The organism is Streptomyces sp. NPDC060000 (assembly GCF_042737375.1).
Classification (GTDB): domain Bacteria; phylum Actinomycetota; class Actinomycetes; order Streptomycetales; family Streptomycetaceae; genus Streptomyces.
The window spans coordinates 15,786-31,686 of record NZ_JBHWUU010000070.1 but is presented as its reverse complement, the minus strand read 5'-3'; the positions used below and the strand labels follow the sequence as shown (position 1 = coordinate 31,686).

General features: G+C 71.8%; 9 protein-coding genes. 2 read left to right on the top strand and 7 right to left on the bottom strand.

Annotated elements, in window-relative coordinates:
• Positions 1–214 precede the first annotated feature (214 nt).
• From ACFWBB_RS31250 to ACFWBB_RS31240, 3 genes are all read right to left on the bottom strand, one after another.
• Positions 215–1,519, bottom strand: a complete 1,305-nt coding sequence (locus ACFWBB_RS31250) for a M50 family metallopeptidase (protein WP_385279011.1) — start codon at positions 1,517–1,519, stop codon at positions 215–217.
• Positions 1,516–2,769 (bottom strand): 1-deoxy-D-xylulose-5-phosphate reductoisomerase, encoded by a 1,254-nt coding sequence (gene dxr, locus ACFWBB_RS31245; protein ID WP_385279009.1) that lies wholly within the window; start codon positions 2,767–2,769, stop codon positions 1,516–1,518. The genes ACFWBB_RS31250 and dxr overlap by 4 nt, the downstream gene beginning before the upstream one ends.
• 109 nt (positions 2,770–2,878) lie before the next feature.
• Entirely contained in the window at positions 2,879–4,849 is a 1,971-nt protein-coding gene (locus ACFWBB_RS31240) for an acyl-CoA dehydrogenase family protein (RefSeq protein ID WP_385279007.1), read from the bottom strand.
• Between the two features lie 414 nt (positions 4,850–5,263).
• Here ACFWBB_RS31240 and ACFWBB_RS31235 point away from each other — a divergent pair, with 414 nt between their 5' ends.
• Both ACFWBB_RS31235 and ACFWBB_RS31230 read left to right on the top strand, forming a co-directional pair.
• The gene (locus ACFWBB_RS31235) at positions 5,264–6,277 is read left to right on the top strand and encodes a LacI family DNA-binding transcriptional regulator (protein WP_385279005.1); all 1,014 of its coding nucleotides are present in this window, start codon (positions 5,264–5,266) and stop codon (positions 6,275–6,277) included.
• Positions 6,278–6,428: 151 nt separating this feature from the next.
• Positions 6,429–8,471, top strand: coding sequence for a TIM-barrel domain-containing protein (locus ACFWBB_RS31230; protein WP_385279003.1), 2,043 nt, complete (start codon positions 6,429–6,431; stop codon positions 8,469–8,471).
• 73 nt (positions 8,472–8,544) lie between these two features.
• On the opposite strand, the gene ACFWBB_RS31225 is transcribed toward ACFWBB_RS31230, so the two are convergent.
• The 4 genes from ACFWBB_RS31225 to ACFWBB_RS31210 are packed head-to-tail and all read right to left on the bottom strand — an operon-like array spanning position 8,545 to position 15,728.
• Positions 8,545–9,258, bottom strand: a complete 714-nt coding sequence (locus ACFWBB_RS31225; protein WP_385279001.1) for a hypothetical protein — start codon at positions 9,256–9,258, stop codon at positions 8,545–8,547.
• 46 nt (positions 9,259–9,304) lie between these two features.
• Positions 9,305–11,554 (bottom strand): glycoside hydrolase N-terminal domain-containing protein, encoded by a 2,250-nt coding sequence (locus tag ACFWBB_RS31220; RefSeq protein WP_385278999.1) that lies wholly within the window; start codon positions 11,552–11,554, stop codon positions 9,305–9,307.
• Complete coding sequence (locus ACFWBB_RS31215; protein WP_385278997.1) at positions 11,551–13,530, bottom strand: beta-galactosidase; 1,980 nt, start codon at positions 13,528–13,530, stop codon at positions 11,551–11,553. The genes ACFWBB_RS31220 and ACFWBB_RS31215 overlap by 4 nt, the downstream gene beginning before the upstream one ends.
• Positions 13,530–15,728, bottom strand: a complete 2,199-nt coding sequence (locus ACFWBB_RS31210) for a 1,4-beta-glucanase (RefSeq protein ID WP_385278995.1) — start codon at positions 15,726–15,728, stop codon at positions 13,530–13,532. The genes ACFWBB_RS31215 and ACFWBB_RS31210 overlap by 1 nt, the downstream gene beginning before the upstream one ends.
• Positions 15,729–15,901: the final 173 nt, after the last annotated feature.

The following is a 15,901-nucleotide window of genomic DNA, read 5'->3' as shown; positions in this document are numbered from 1 at the left end:
AGTCGTGGATCAAGGCCCAGGTCCCGTCGGAGGCGGGTTCCAGGCTTCGAGATTACGGCACCGCCCCCGGCGCGAGCACATCACTGCCCGCAAACCCACTCGATGGAAGGCGGTCCGCGACGACGGAAGGCGGCCCGGCACGAGGGATGTGCCGGGCCGCCGTGAACCGCGGATGACGGGGAGGTGACCAGGACCTGGCCCGGGCCGTGTCCGCCTAGGAGATCTTCACCGGGTTCACCACGTCCGCGATCAGGACCAGCACCGTGAAGCAGATGAAGATGCCCGCCACCACGTAGGCCACCGGCATCAGCTTCGCCACGTCGAACGGGCCCGGGTCCGGCCTGCGCAGGACCCTGGCGAGGTTGCGGCGCAGGGCCTCCCACAGGGCGCCCGCGATGTGCCCGCCGTCCAACGGCAGCAGCGGGAGCATGTTGAAGAGGAACAGGGAGAGGTTGAAGCCCGCGACCAGCATCACGGCCATGGCCAGTTGCTGCGAGGCCGGGATGTCCAGGGTGAAGATCTCGCCGCCGACGCGGGCCGCGCCGACCACGCCCATGGGTGAGTCGGGCTCGCGGGGCGCGCCGTCGAAGGCCGCGTTCCACAGGGCCGGGATCTTGCCGGGGAGGGCGGCGATGGAGTCGACGGCCTCGCCCACCCGGTCGGTCATCCAGGACACGGAGTCACCGAAGTCCTGCTTGACGACGCCGGTGGCCGCGCTGAAGCCGAGGAAGCCGGCCTTGATGTACTCGCCCTGGACGTACGTCCCGTCGGAGTCCTTCTTGGCGACCTGGTTGGTGGCGATCGTCGTGTGCAGGGTCAGTTCCCTGCCGCCGCGGTCGACGACGATGGCCACGTCCTTCCCCGCGCTGACCCGGATCAGGTCGGAGAGGGTGTTCCAGTCGTCCGTCCTCCGACCGGCGAAGGAGACGATCTTGTCGCCCGGCTTCATGCCGGCGGCCGCGGCCGGGGAGGCCGGGTCGGTCGACTTGCACGCGTCGCGGTTCTGGCTCTGCGAGATGACGCAGGGCGAGACCGAGCTGACGGTGGTGGTCTGCTGCTGGATGCCGAAGCCCATCAGCACGGTGAGGAACAGGCCCACCGCGAGCACCAGGTTCATGAAGGGGCCCGCGAACATCACGATGACCCGTTTCCACGGCTTGCGCGTGTAGAACATGCGCGACTCGTCGCCCGGCTGGAGCTCCTCGTACGCGGCCGAGCGGGCGTCCTCGATCATGCCGCGCCAGGGTGAGGTGGAGCGGGCCGTGATCCGGCCGTCGTCGCCCGGCGGGAACATTCCGATCATGCGGATGTAGCCGCCGAAGGGGATCGCCTTGAAGCCGTACTCGGTCTCGCCCCTCTTGCGGGAGAAGACCGTCGGGCCGAAGCCGACCATGTACTGGGGTACGCGGATGCCGAACATCTTGGCCGTGGACAGGTGCCCCAGCTCGTGCCAGGCGATCGAGATCAGCAGGCCGACCGCGAAGACGACTATGCCGAGGATCATCATCAGGGCTGTCATGCACGCGCCTCCGCGGTAGCCGTCAGTTCCTGGGACCGGGCCCGTGCCCAGGTCTCCGCTTCGAGGACGTCCGACACGGTGAGTGAAGTTCCCGTCGCCGGCGTGCCGTGCTCCTGCACGACCCGGGTGACGGTCTCCATGATCCCGTTGAACGGCAGCGCGCCCTTGCGGAACGCCTCCACACACTCCTCGTTGGCGGCATTGAACACCGCCGGGGCCGTGCCCGCGAGCTCGCCCACGTGCCGGGCGAGGTTCACCGAGGGGAACGCCTCGTTGTCGAGCGGGAAGAACTCCCACGTCGACGCCGTGCTCCAGTCGAAGGCGGGCGCCGCGTCCGGGACACGCCGGGGCCAGCCCAGGCCGATGGCGATCGGCCCCCGCATGTCGGGGGGCGTCGCCTGGGCCAGCGTCGATCCGTCCGTGAACTCCACCATCGAGTGAACATACGACTGGGGATGCACGACGACCTCAATGCGGTCGAAGGGAATGTCGTAGAGGAGGTGCGCCTCGATCACTTCCAGGCCCTTGTTGACCAGGGTGGCGGAGTTGATCGTGATCACCGGGCCCATGGACCAGGTGGGGTGGGTGAGGGCCTCCTCGACCGTCACGTCCGCCAGCTGCCGCTTCGTGCGGCCCCGGAACGGGCCGCCGGAGGCGGTGACGACCAGCTTGCGCACCTCCGCGCGGGTGCCGGCGGCGAGGGCCTGGAAGAGGGCCGCGTGCTCGGAGTCCACCGGGATGATCTGCCCGGGCCCGGCGAGCGCCTTGACCAGCGGGCCGCCGACGATGAGCGACTCCTTGTTGGCGAGCGCGAGGGCGCGGCCCGCCTGCAGGGCGGCGAGGGTGGGCGCGAGGCCGATGGAGCCCGTGATGCCGTTGAGGACGGTGTGGCAGTCCGAGGCGGCGAGCTCGGTGGCGGCCTCCGGTCCTGCCAGGATCTCGGGGAGCGGCTCCCCCGTCCCGTACTCGGCGGCGAGCGCCTCGCGCAGGGCCGGCACGACGTCCTCGCGGGCGACCGCGACGGTCCGTACCCGCAGCCGGCGGGCCTGTTCCGCGAGGAGGGCGACCCGGCCGCCGTTGGCGGACAGGCCGGTCACCCGGAAGCGGTCCGGGTTGCGCAGCACGAGGTCGATGGCCTGGGTGCCGATCGAACCGGTGGAGCCGAGGATCACCACGTCCTTCGGGCCGTCGCCCGCGACCGGGTCGTGGACGAGGTGCGGGTCGGCGAGGGGGGCTGGACTGTCGCTCATCCCCCCATTGTTGCCGTACCGGGTGTGTGGCAGGACAGGGTGCCCCCCGCTCGTCCCCCTCATGAGGGGCTCGGAGCGGGGGGCACCCGGTGGACATGTGCGCGATGCCTCACCTGATCGGGCGGTGGACGTTCTCGCGCTCGCTCGGTCCGGGTGTGGTGTCGGCGATCCAGGGGCCCTCCCCGGACGGGTCGACGATGCCCTGTTCCAGCCACTCGTAGGTGCCGGCCATGACCCCCTTGACGACCTTGCGGTCCACGTCGTCCGAGTTGCTCCACAGCCGGGTGAAGAGCTCGTCGACGCGGATGCGGGACTGGCGGCAGAAGGCGTCGGCGAGCTGGTAGGCCTGACGGCCGTTCTCGCCGCGCGAGCGCAGCAGTTCGGCGCGCACGCAGGCCGCGCTCATCGCGAACAGCTCCGCGCCGATGTCGACGATCCGGCCGAGGAAGGCCTGCTTGGTCTCCATCCGGCCCTGCCAGCGGGACATCGCGTAGAAGGTGGAACGGGCGAGCTTGCGCGAGTGCCGCTCGACGTACCGCAGATGCGCGGAGAGATCGACGCCCTGCTTGAACTCGGCGTACGACGCGGGCAGCTGGCCCGGCCCCGCGACGAGTTTCGGTAGCCACTTGGCGTAGAAGACCCCCGCGTTGGCGCCCGCCTTCGCCTTGTCCTGGAGGGACTTGTCCGGGTCGATGAGGTCGCCGGCGACCGTGAGGTGGGCGTCGACGGCCTCCCGGGCGATGAGGAGGTGCATGATCTCCGTCGAGCCCTCGAAGATGCGGTTGATCCGCAGGTCGCGCAGGACCTGTTCGGCGGGGACGGCCCTCTCGCCCCGGGCGGCCAGCGACGCCGCCGTCTCGAAGCCGCGGCCACCGCGGATCTGGACCAGTTCGTCGGCCATGCGCCAGCCCAGCTCGGAGGCGATGAGCTTGGCCAGCGCGCCCTCGATCCGGATGTCGTTGCGGTCCTCGTCCGCCATCTGCGAGGAGAGGTCCAGCACCGCCTCCAGGGCGAAGGTCGTCGCCGCGATGAAGCTGATCTTCGCGCCGACCGCCTCGTGGTGGGCGATCGGCCTGCCCCACTGCTCACGGGCCGCCGACCATTCGCGGGCGATCTTCAGGGACCACTTGCCGGCGGCCACGCAGGACGCGGGCAGCGAGAGCCGTCCCGTGTTGAGGGTGGTCAGGGCGATCTTCAGGCCCACGCCCTCGGGGCCGATACGGTTCGCGGCCGGGACGCGCACCTGGTGGAAGCGGGTCACGCCGTTCTCGATGCCGCGCAGGCCCATGAAGGCGTTGCGGTTCTCGACGGTGATGCCGGGCGAGTCTGCCTCCACGACGAAGGCCGTGATGCCGCCCTTGTGGCCCTCGCTCTTCGGCACCCGGGCCATCACGACCAGCAGGTCGGCGACGACGCCGTTGGTCGTCCACAGTTTCACCCCGTCGAGGACGTAGTCTCCCCCACTCTCGAAATCGCTCGAGCCGGAGGGGCCCCCATCGTCGGGAACCGCGCTCGTCGCGAGCCGGGCGGGGTCGGAGCCGACGTCCGGTTCGGTGAGGAGGAAGGCGCTGATGTCCGTGCGGGCGCAGCGCGGCAGGAACCGCTGCTTCTGCTCCGGGGTGCCGAACAGCTTCAGCGGCTGCGGTGCGCCGATCGACTGGTGCGCCGACAGCAGCACGCCGACCGCCGGGCTGGCCGAGCCCACCAGGGCCAGCGCCTTGTTGTAGTACACCTGGGTGAGGCCCAGGCCGCCGTACTTGGGGTCGATCTTCATGCCGAGGGCGCCGAGCTCCTTGAGCCCGTTGATGACCTCGTCGGGGATCCGGGCCTCACGCTCGATGAGGGCCGCGTCGATCTTCGTCTCGCAGAAGTCGCGGAGTTTCGTCAGGAACTGCTCGCCGCGCCGGACGGCCTCGTCGGTGGGGAGCGGATGGGGATGGATGAGGTCCAGCCGGAATCGGCCGAGGAACAGTTCCTTGCCGAAGCTGGGCTTGCGCCAGTCCTGCTCGCGCGCGGCCTCGGCGACCTGTCGGGCCTCACGCTCGGTGACAGTGGGTTTCTTGAGGGGTGGTGCGGACATGAGGCTCACCTCGCCGCGAATCGGGATCTCGGACCACATTGGTTACCGATGGGTGCTACCCGATCGTTGGTACCCGATCCGGGGCGAGGTGGCCACCCCACGCGCGTACGTTCGGCCGGCGCAGGCCCGGTACCGCCGGGGTCCGGACGGCCCGTTTCCGCCAGGACCGCGGCGCCCGCTCCGACCCCGGTGAGGTACGCGCCCCCGGCGCGTCGCCTGCGCCGAACGAGTGGTGGTCGCGGGGGCCGGAAAAGCTTGCCGTACCCTTCTCCACCATTCCCCCACAACTCCCTGTCGAAGCGCTTCGACAACCTATGGACACCCACCCCCGCTAGAGCTACTGTCGAACCACCCTCACCCGCCCCTGTTCGTCCCGCGCACTGTCGAAGCGCTTCACAAAACTTGGAGAGCTGGATGGTCACCCTCGCCGAGGTCGCCCAGCACGCCGGAGTCTCGGCGAGCACGGTGAGCTATGTCCTCAGTGGCAAGCGGTCCATCTCCACGACCACCCGGCAGCGGGTCGAGCAGAGCATCCGCCAGCTCGGCTACCACCCCAACGCGGGCGCCCGCGCACTGGCCAGCAGCAGGTCGAACATCATCGCGCTGATGATCCCGCTGCGCACCGACATCTATGTGCCGGTGATGATGGAGATCGCCATCGCGGTGGCCACCACGGCCCGCACGCACGGGTACGACGTCCTGCTGCTCACCGGCGAGGAGGGTTCGGACGCGGTCCGCCGCGTCACCGGCAGCGGGCTCGCCGACGCGATGATCCTGATGGACGTCGAACTCGACGACGAGCGGCTGCCGCTGCTGCGCTCCACCGACCAGCCGTCGGTGCTGATCGGACTGCCGGCCGACACCTCCGGCCTGACCTGCGTCGATCTGGACTTCGCGGCGACCGGTGCGCTGTGCGTGGAGCACCTGGCGACGCTGGGGCACCGTGACATCGCTGTCATCGGCGAGGCGCCCGCGGTCTACGAACGGCACACCGGCTTCGCGGAGCGCACGCTCGACGGACTCCGGCACCGGGCGAAGGAGCTGGGCCTGCGGCTGCTGCACCGCCCGTGCGAGGGCGGGTACGACGCGATGGCCGTGACCCTGGCCCGGATCCTGGACGAGCGTCCGGGCACCACCGGGTTCGTGGTGCAGAACGAGTCGGCGGTCGAGCCGCTGCTCGCGCTGCTGCGTCAGCAGGGCCGGGCCGTACCGGAGGACGTGTCGGTGGTGGCCGTCTGCCCCGACCAGGTCGCCGTCCAGGCCTCGGTGCGGCTGACCTCGGTCGCCATCCCCGCGCAGGACATGGGCCGGCACGCGGTGGAACGCCTGGTCGCCAAGCTGGAGGGGCACGGCGGCGACGAAGTCGTGCTGATCGCACCCGAGTTGACGGTCCGGGCGAGCACGGGACCGGCCCCCACCGTCTCCTGACACAAGCCGTCCTCCGACACGGCCCGGCTCCCGGCACAGCCCGGCCCCTCGACCCACCCCCCGTCTCCTGACCCGCCCCGCCCCGCCTCACCGCTGTCGTGCCCGTTGCCGGGGCACCGCCATGTCTGCACTCCTTCAAGGAGCACTCCACATGAACCAGCCTGCCGAAAACCAGCCTCAGGTCAGCCTCGCGCAGTCGTCGCCCACGGTCGGCACCTTCCGTGAGCGGGGCGGCGCCCTGGAGTGGAGCGGCCGCCAGGAGACGCTGCGGGTCGAGCCGTGGGGGCCGGACGCCGTCCGGGTGCGCGCCCGGCTCGGCGGGCCGATCCTCGAAGGGCTGCCGGGCGCGCTCCTCGAAGAGCCGCCGGCCACCGAGAGCAGTGTCAAGACCGGTGACGACGAAGGCGAGTTGACCGTCGGCGCCCTGACCGTCGTGGTGAACGCCGAGGGCATGATCAGCTTCCTGCGGACCGACGACCGCACGGAGATCCTGGCCGAGCAGCGCGCCCACTTCTGGTGGCCGGGCCCGCGCCTCTACACCGCCGTGGGCAACGGCCACCACCGCCTGGAGCAGCGCTTCGCCGCCTACGACGACGAGAAGCTGTACGGCCTCGGCCAGCACCAGCACGGCCGCCTGGACCAGAAGGGCCTGGTCGTCGACCTGGTCCAGCGCAACGCCGAGGTCGGCATCCCGGTGCTCACCTCCAGCCGCGGCTACACCCTGCTGTGGAACAACCCTGCGATCGGCCGGGTCGAACTGGCCGGCAACGGGACCCGCTGGGTGGCGGACTCGGCCCGGCAGATCGACTACTGGATCACCGCGGGCCCCCCGGCCGACGCGCAGCGCCGCTACAGCGCTGCCACCGGCCGGACCCCCATGCTGCCGGAGTGGGCTGCGGGCTTCTGGCAGTGCAAGCTGCGCTATCGCACCCAGGACGAACTCCTCGGCGTGGCACGGGAGTACAAGCGCCGCGGGCTCCCCCTGGACGCCATCGTCTGCGACTTCTTCCACTGGACCCATCTGGGCGAGTGGAAGTTCGACCCGGCCGAGTGGCCCGACCCGGCGGCGATGGTCCGTGAACTCGAGGAGCTGGGCGTCAAGCTGGTGGTGAGCGTCTGGCCGTCGGTGTCGCCGCTGAGCGAGAACCATCCGGTGATGGAGCAGCGCGGCTACCTCATCGGCACCCAGTACGGACCGATGGCCCACGCCGACTGGCCGGACAAGGGCGTCGCGTCGACCGTCCAGGTGGCGTTCTACGACGCGACCAACCCCGACGCCCGGGAGTTCGTGTGGTCGAAGATCCGCGACAACTACCTCACCCCGTACGGCATCACGGCGTTCTGGCTGGACGCCTGCGAGCCGGAGCTGAAGCCGGGCTTCCCGGAGAACCTGCGCTACTGGGCGGGTCCGGGCCTCGAGGTCGGCAACATGTACCCGGCCGAGAACGCCCGTACCTTCCACGAGGGCCTGCGCGCGGCCGGCGAGGAGGAGATCATCAGCCTCAACCGCTCGGCCTGGGCGGGCAGTCAGCGCTACGGCGCCGCCCTGTGGTCCGGTGACATCGGCACCGACTTCGCGACCCTGCGCCGTCAGATCGCGGCCGGTCTGAACACGGCACTGTCGGGCATCCCGTGGTGGAACACGGACATCGGCGGCTTCCACGGCGGCGACCCGGGTGACCCGGCGTACCAGGAGGTGATGGTCCGCTGGTTCCAGTTCGGCGCGCTGTCCCCGCTGATGCGCCTGCACGGCTTCCGCGACCCGGGCATGCCGCTGGGCCCGGACATGACCGGCGGCCCGAACGAGGTGTGGTCGTACGGCGAGGAGGCCGGCGCGGTCCTGGAGAAGTACCTGCGGCTGCGCGAGCGGCTCAAGCCGTACGTGCTCCAGGTCATGCGGGAGGCGCACGAGGAGGGGCTGCCGCCGATGCGACCGCTGTTCCTGGAGTTCCCGGACGACCGGGCGGCCTGGTCGGTGGACGACTCCTATCTGTTCGGCCGGGATGTGCTCGTCGCCCCCGTGCTGACGGCGGGCGCCACGGCCCGTACGGCCTACCTCCCGGCGGGCGCGACCTGGACGGACGCGTGGACGGGCGAGATCCACGAGGGCGGCGCGACGGTGACGGTCGACGCCCCGCTGGACCGCCTCCCGCTGTTCCTGCGGGACGGGGCGCGGCTGCCGGTGGCGGAGTAGCCGCCCGGGAGCGGAACGGGGACGGCCGGTCCCGCCATGGAGGCGGGACCGGCCACCCGGAACGGGAACGCGGTCAGCTGCTGCTGACGGTCAGGTTGTTGGTGGTGAAGTCCAGACCGCCGGACGACGAGGTGATCTCGTAGCCGAACTGCACGTCACCGATGGTCTCGTTGCCGAACCAGCCCTTGGTGTCCTTGATCCACTTGAGGATCGGCAGGATGCTGACCGTGCCGGAGGTCGAGTTGGAGGTGCGGACGAAGGAGAAGACCTCGTTCGCGCCGTTGTTCCCTTTGTAGACGGTCCAGGTGTGACCGCCGAGCGTCACGTTCCCCTGCGAGGTGCCCAGGGGACCGACGGCTCCGGTCTTGTTGACCCAGAGCATGATCTCGTAGTCGTAGTCGGTGTCCCAGATGTCGTACGACGTGTTGTACGCGCCGGAGGACGGGACCGTGACGTTGTAGCTGCTGGACAGCGAACCCAGCGAGGTGATCGACTTGTTGATCACCTTCTTGGAGTCCGGGTAGGACTTGATGCCGCCGGTGTTGGGGTGGTTGGCCCAGACACCCCAGTTCGTGCCGGAGTTGGCCCAGACGCACTGGCTGCCGGCGCCGGAGCCCCAGATGTTGTTGTAGAGCGTGTAGCCGTTGAGGCTGGTGTTGCCCCACTGGTCGCAGGTGTTCCAGACGGCGGCCGAGGCGGGGGCGGAGGCCAGTCCGACGGTGGCGCCGAGCGCGAGGGCCGGGGCCAGCAGTGCCTTGCTGATCCTGCTCAGAGTGCGTGTTGCCATGGTGTCCCTTCCATGGGTGGGGGGAAGTGCGCCTATTCGGGGGGAGTCACCACGTCCCCGGGGTGAGGACGTGGTCTTCTCCGGCGACGAGGTCGAGCGGTTGTGTGGCTTCGCCGTCGGAGGAAGTCCGGACTTCGATGCGATGCGTGCGGTGCGGCCTGAGGACGGCCCGGGCGCCTTCGGGGCCCCAGGAGAGGTCGAGTTCGGCGCCGAACCGGGTGCGCACGCCCCGCAGTTCGCCCGACGGGAGCGCCGGGGGAAGCGCGGGCAGCAGGACCAGCCGGTCGGGGGTCGACTGGACGAGCGCCTCGATCAGCACGGCGGGGAGGGTGTGCGCGGCGTCGGCGTTGTACACGTCGCGGCGGGGGTAGTGGGCGCTCATCAGGGAGGCGTGGAAGAAGTCGCCGTCCAGGACCTCGCCGAGGGCGTGGGCGACCCGGTGGCCGTCCCGGAGACGGGCCGCGATCAGTGCGTGGTGCAGGTGGCCGTGCGCGGAGTCGTTCTCGGCGCCACGCAGTTCGAGGGCGCGGTGGGCGGCGGCGGCCCGCTCCGGGGTGTCGTAGGGGTTGATCTCGTCCAGGGGCCAGACGCCGTAGAGGTGGCTCAGGTGGCGGTGGTCGTAGGTGTCGTCGAGGCCGGGGCGGGCCCACTCGGCCAGGGCGCCGTCGGAGTTGATCCGATGCGGCGGGAGGCGGTCGGCGAGGGCACGCCAGCGGCCGGCCCGCTCGGGGTCGTCCGGGTGGTACGCGGCGGCGGTGAGCAGTGCGTGCCGGGCCGCCGAGAGGTCCATGGCCGCGTTCACCGCGCCCCAGCTGCCGCCCGTGGGCCGGTTCTCCGGCGAGTAGGAGGGGACCACGACGAGCGGCCCCTCGGGGTCGTCGGGGTCGGTGCGGGTGAGGAAGTCCTCGTAGAAGAGGGCGACTTCGGCGAGGACGGCGGCGGTGCGCGGGTCGCGTCCGCCGCGTGTCTCGTCGTGGTCGACGAGGGGTTTGAGCAGCCAGTCGGCGCCGGCCGTCCACAGGTGGAGCGGGTATTCGCGGCTGAAGTGGTACGTCAGCCCGGACTCGCCGTCGGAGTGCGCGGGCGCGACCGCGCCGCGGGCGCCGAAGACCGCGCGGGCGTTCTCCCGCCAGTCGTCGAACTGCCGGTGGACCAGGGAGGCCAGCGCGTCGGTGACTTCGGGGAGGGCGGCGGCCGCGGCGGAGGCCGTCTGGAGATTGACGTTGGCGTCGTTGGTGAACGCGCCGGACCAGGCCGTGTCCCAGTCGCCGGTCCACAGGCCGGTCAGCCGGGGCGGGTTGAGGCCGGAGGAGGACAGGAGGTGGTACCGCCCCGCCGCGAAGAGACGCTCGAGGAGCGCCCTGCTGCGGGGGCGTTCCAGCAGCTCGGAGCCGGGGAGTCCGCGCTCGCCCGGCTCGGCGTGCAGGTCGAGGGTGACGCGCTCGTAGGCGGTGCGGTGCAGGGGGAGGTGGCGGCCGAGCAGGTCCTCGTAGGAGTGCGGCAGCTCACCCAGGGCGCGCTTTTCCCCGGCGACGTCCAGTTCGCCGGTGTGCCTGCGGACGCGGGTGAGCAGCAGCACGGACTCCGCTCCGGTGACCCGCACGCCGGGGTGGGTGAGCCGGGTGCGGCCGCCGGTGACGACGACGAGGGTCACGCCCGTGTAGCCGCGGTCGCTGTCGGGGTAGCGGGCGCGCAGGGTGAGCAGGGCGCCGTCCCCGGTGAGGACGGATCCCTGGCCGACGGCGAGGTCGGCGGGCGCGCCCGGCAGCCGGTGGTCCTGGAAGATGTCCAGGTCGAGGCCGGTGACCCGCTGGACGATCACGTCGTCGGCGCGGGAGACGAAGACCCGGCTGGTGCCGCCCGCGCAGGTCGCGGTGGCCTCGCCGGTGGTGAAGTCGACGGCCCGCAGGCGGTGACGGCGCGGCTCGTCCGAGGGCGCTCTGAGCCGGATCTGGAAGGCCGGGTGGAAGGGCTGGACCCATTGCAGGGACCGGTGGTCGGTGAAGCGTTCGGCGGCCTCCCACTCCCCGGCCAGCAACTTGTCCTGGAGGGCGGGGAGTTCGGCGGCGAGCTCCGGCGGGCGGGCGTGTTCGGCGCCGTTGGGGCGGACCAGGGTGTGGTGGGTGACGATGACCCGGTCGTCGTACGGATCGCCGAACGTGAGGGTGCCGTGCCTGCCGTTGCCGCTGAGGAAGGCGTCCTCCCAGCGCGCGGCGGGCCGGTACTCATGGGTGCCGTGCACGGGACGGTCGGTGCTCGGGAGGGCGGGGTAGGCCGGGGACGGGGTGTCGGTCATGAGCGCAACACCACCACGCCGTAGCGGCCCAGCGTGATCTCTCCCGTGAAGCGCGTCCCGGTCAGCAGGTCGTGGTGGGCGCCCGGGAGCTCGAAGGTCACCGGCTCGCGGCCGTGGTGCAGCAGGAACAGCAGCTCTCCCCGGCGGACCGCCTCGACGTGCGGCGGGAGGCCTTCGAGGACGGGCCGGGCGCCCGCGTCGGCGGCGACGCGGGCGAGCAGCGCGCGCAGGGCCTCGGGCTCGGGGAGGGTGGAGACGTACCAGGCGCGGTCGTTGCGCAGGACGGCGGGCAGTCCGTCGAGTTCGCCGCCCTTGTAGACGGATTCCACCGCGTCCGGTGCGGCCTCCAGCTCCTCCGACCACAGGGTCCCGCGGAAACCGTCGGTCTCGACGTGCTCCCCCGCCTCCAGGGGCCACCACTCGTGCAGGGTACGGATGCCGAACAGCTCGCGCAGGCGGGCGTCCATGCCGCCGGGGCGGACCCGGTCGTCCTCGTCGGCCACGCCGGTCAGGAAGCCTGCCACCAGGGTGCCGCCGGCGCGGACGTAGGCGAGCAGGTTGTCGATCGCCGCGTCCCGCATCGCGTACAGCTGGGGGACGACGACCAGCCGGTAGCCGGTGAGGTCGTGCCCGGGGTGGGCGAAGTCGGTGGTGAGCCGGCTCTCCCACAGGGCGCGGTGCCAGGCGTGCAGGACGGCCGGGTGGTCGACGTGGGTGGAGGGGCGGCCGTCCTGGGCGCCGGCCCACCAGGCGTGCCAGTCGTGCAGGATCGCGACGTCCGCCTGGATATGACCGCCCGTCACCTCGGGGCCGATCCGGGCGAGGTCGGCTCCCAGCTGCTTGACCTCCTGGAAGGTGCGGCCCCGCTCCCCCGCGTGGCTGACCATTCCGGAGTGGAACTTCTCGGCGCCCTGCCGGGACTGGCGCCACTGGAAGTAGCAGACGGCGTCCGCGCCGCGGGCCACGGCCTGGAGGGACCAGAGCCGGTTGAGGCCGCGCGGCTTGGGGTGGTTCACCCCGCGCCAGTTGACCGGTCCCGCCGCCTGTTCCATCAGCATCCAGGGGCCGCGCGCCTGGGAGCGGGTCAGGTCCTGCACCAGTGCCCCGTGCTGGGCGCCGAGCGGGTCGCGCGGATCGGGGTAGAGGTCGACGGAGACGACGTCCTCCTCCTCGGCCCAGCGCCAGGCGTCCTGGCCGAAGAAGAGCGGCATGAAGTTGGTGGTGACCGGGATGTGCGGGGTGTGCCGGGCGACGATGTCCCGCTCGGCGAGGTAGCACTCCAGGAGCATGTCGGAGGTGAAGCGCCGGAAGTCCAGCACCTGTCCGGGGTTCTTCAGGTAGTGGGGGCGGCGGGCGGGCAGCACGGTGTCCCAGCTGTCGTAGCCCTGGCTCCAGAAGTCCGTGCCCCAGGCGGTGTTGAGGGCGTCCAGGGTGCCGTACTTCTCGCGCAGCCAGCGGCGGAAGGCGGCGGCCGCCTCGTCGCCGTGGTCGGCCGTGCAGTACTCGTTGTTGATGTGCCACATGGTGAGGGCGGGGTGGCCGCCGTAGCGGGCGGCCAGGTCCTCGGTGATGGCGGCGGCGTAACGGCGGTAGGTGGCGCTGGAGTGCGAGAAGTGCTGACGTCCGCCCCACCACTCGACGTCGCCGTTCTCGTCGCGGGGCAGGGTGTCCGGGTGCAGCCGGCCCAGCCACGGGGGCGGGGCGGAGGTGGGGGTGGCGAGGACGACGCCGATGCCGTTCGCGAGCATCAGGTCCATCAGCGTGTCGAGCCAGCCGAACGCCCTGGCGCCCGGCTCGGGTTCGAGCCTGGACCAGGAGAAGACGCCGAGGGTGACCGAGTTGACGCCGGCCTCCCGCATGAGCCGGACGTCCTCGTGCCAGGTCTCCTCGGGCCACTGCTCGGGGTTGTAGTCGCCGCCGAAGAGGATGCGGCCGCGGGTGGCGTCGGCGAGGCCCGGCCGGTCGACGGCGGGCATCAGACGGGCTCTCCGTACTGGATGCCCCGGCCGTTGGTGGCGATGTAGACGCGGCCGTGGATGCGCGGGTCGGCGGCGATGGCCGCGCCGGTCCAACCCCACTGGTGCCGGTCGTCGTTGATCCGCAGCCAGGTCTTGGCGCCGTCGTCGGAGCGGTACACGCCGGTGATCGCCTCCGTCGAGCCGACCTGGTAGATCGCCGGGTACCCGGCGCCCTCGGCGGCCCTGCCGAAGGCGAGGGTGTACGAGGCCCAGCAGCTGGTCACCTTGGTGAAGGTCGCGCCGCCGTCGGTGGACCGGTACAGACCGTTCCACTTGGTGCTCAGCCAGAGGTCGCCGGAGCGCCCCGGGGCCGCGGCCAGCTGGAACTGGCTGTCGCCGGAGGGCAGTCCGCTCGCGCGGCCGGTGAAGGTGAGGCCTCCGTCGGTGCTGGCGAACAGGGTTCCCGTGTCGGTGTCGTACGCGTAGAAGCGTGCCGGGTCGGCCGGGTCGGCGAGCGGGGTGGCGCCTTCGGGGAAGGAGGGGACCTCGGACCAGGTGGCCCCGTTGTCCGTGGAGCGCCGGGCGGGGTACTTGGTGCCGTCCCAGTGCACGAAGGTCCACAGCAGGACTCCGCCGTCGGTGTTCGTGGCGATGGGCCCCGGCGCGTCCCTGGCGAGGGCGGGCTGGGCGGCGAAGGGCGCCCAGGTCTTGCCGCCGTCGTTCGAGTAGGCGCCGTTGCCGTGGTCGCCCCAGCCGGTGCGGACGACGTACGACGGCCGGTCCGCCGCCTGGGCGAGTCCCGTCACCGTCCCGAACACCGGGTTCGTCGCCATGCCCCGGGAAGGCGAGGCCGTGAGCCGCTCGTGGTACATCACCCCGACGTCACCGAGGCCGCTGATCAGGTGTGCCTGTCCGGTCGGGGGCGAGATCAGCTGCCGTACGGAGGTCTCCTCCAGACCCCGGATCTGCGGGGCCCAGTGCTTCAGGTCCCGGGTGCCGTAGAGCGTGGCTCCGGTGCCGAAGACGACGTGCTTCGAGTCGTACGGGTCGACGGCGACGGCCTGGATCCACCAGCCGAACTTGGGAGCGTCGGTGCCGAAGGTGAGGAACGGGGTCTCGGACACGTCGAGGACCGCCGCGTCCTTGAGCGACGTCCAGGTGCGGCCGCCGTCCGTGGTGCGGTACAGGGTGTCGACCGCCGCCCAGCGGTTGTTGGTGGAGACGACGACGGTGCCGGGGCGCCGGGCGTCCACGGCGACGCCGCCGTAGCCGAAGGTGTCACCGTCCGCGGGCCGGACCGGGGTGACGTCGGTCCACCTGCCGCTCGTGGTCGCCAGCTTGTGCACGCTGCCGTCCGCCTGGCCGTTCGGGCCGGGCGCGTCGGCGTACGTCACGTACAGCTCGCGGGTGTGGCGGTCGTAGGCGGCGCGGACGGGCACCTTGGCGGACATTCCGGTGGGCCGTCCCGGCACGGCTTCCCAGGTGCTGCCGTCGGCGGTCCGGTAGAGGTTCGGGGACCCCGCCGTCCCGTCGGAGTCGCCCCAGCCCGCGTAGACGGTGCGCCCGGCGGCGACGAGCAAAGTGACGCCCTGGCCGCTCGCGCCCGGCGTGCCCGGGAAGCCGGTGACCGCCGTCCAGGTGGCGCCGCGGTCGGTGGATCTGAGGAGCCCGTCGTGCCGGGTCCCGAGCCACAGGGTGTCGCTGTCCCGCGGGTCGACCAGCAGCCGCTCCCCCGTGCCCCGGCCGTCCTCGTTGCCGCCGAGCTTCACGGTGAGGTCGGTACGGGTCCAGGTGGCGCCGCGGTCCTCGGACCGCAGGACGGCGCCATTGCCGGCCCAGGACTGGGCGTAGGTGCCGAGCGCGAGGTAGAGGCGGTCCGGGTGCGCGGGGTCGACGGCGAGGGCCTCCACGCCGAGGAGGTTCCAGTCGTCCCAGCCGAGGTGGTCGGTGAGCGGGGTCCAGCGGGCCGCGCGGTCGTCCCAGCGGTAGGCGCCGCCGATGTCGGTACGGGCGTAGGCGAGTCCGCGGACCGCCGGGTGGAAGAGCACACCGGTGACGAATCCGGTGCCACCGATCACGGCGTTGCGCCAGCGGTAGGCGGTGGCGTGGGGTTCGGCGGCCTGGGCGACGCCTTGCCCGGCGGGCAGCGCGGCCACACCTACGGCGGCTGCCGTTCCGGCGATGAGCGTGCGGCGGCTTGGGGAGGGCGTGGGCATGAGGTACCTCGCAGGAGGGTCGTGGACCTGGGTTCGTTGGGTGCCGTGCGCTGGTGCCGGGCGCTGGTGCCGGGCTGCCGGGCTGCCGGGCTGCCGGGCTGCCGGGCTGCCGGGCTGCCGGGCTGCCGGGGGAGGTGTCGCTCACCCGCGCTCGCGGGGTGCCGCTGCGCCCA

Excerpts from the sequence above, each read along its gene's own strand:
- dxr (WP_385279009.1), bottom strand. The coding sequence starts at position 2,769 with ATGAGCGACAGTCCAGCCCCCCTCGCCGACCCGCACCTCGTCCACGAC.
- ACFWBB_RS31215 (WP_385278997.1), bottom strand. The coding sequence starts at position 13,530 with ATGCCCGCCGTCGACCGGCCGGGCCTCGCCGACGCCACCCGCGGCCGC.
- ACFWBB_RS31240 (WP_385279007.1), bottom strand. The coding sequence starts at position 4,849 with ATGTCCGCACCACCCCTCAAGAAACCCACTGTCACCGAGCGTGAGGCC.
- ACFWBB_RS31250 (WP_385279011.1), bottom strand. The coding sequence starts at position 1,519 with ATGACAGCCCTGATGATGATCCTCGGCATAGTCGTCTTCGCGGTCGGC.
- ACFWBB_RS31220 (WP_385278999.1), bottom strand. The coding sequence starts at position 11,554 with ATGACCGACACCCCGTCCCCGGCCTACCCCGCCCTCCCGAGCACCGAC.
- ACFWBB_RS31230 (WP_385279003.1), top strand. The coding sequence starts at position 6,429 with ATGAACCAGCCTGCCGAAAACCAGCCTCAGGTCAGCCTCGCGCAGTCG.
- ACFWBB_RS31225 (WP_385279001.1), bottom strand. The coding sequence starts at position 9,258 with ATGGCAACACGCACTCTGAGCAGGATCAGCAAGGCACTGCTGGCCCCG.
- ACFWBB_RS31210 (WP_385278995.1), bottom strand. The coding sequence starts at position 15,728 with ATGCCCACGCCCTCCCCAAGCCGCCGCACGCTCATCGCCGGAACGGCA.
- ACFWBB_RS31235 (WP_385279005.1), top strand. The coding sequence starts at position 5,264 with ATGGTCACCCTCGCCGAGGTCGCCCAGCACGCCGGAGTCTCGGCGAGC.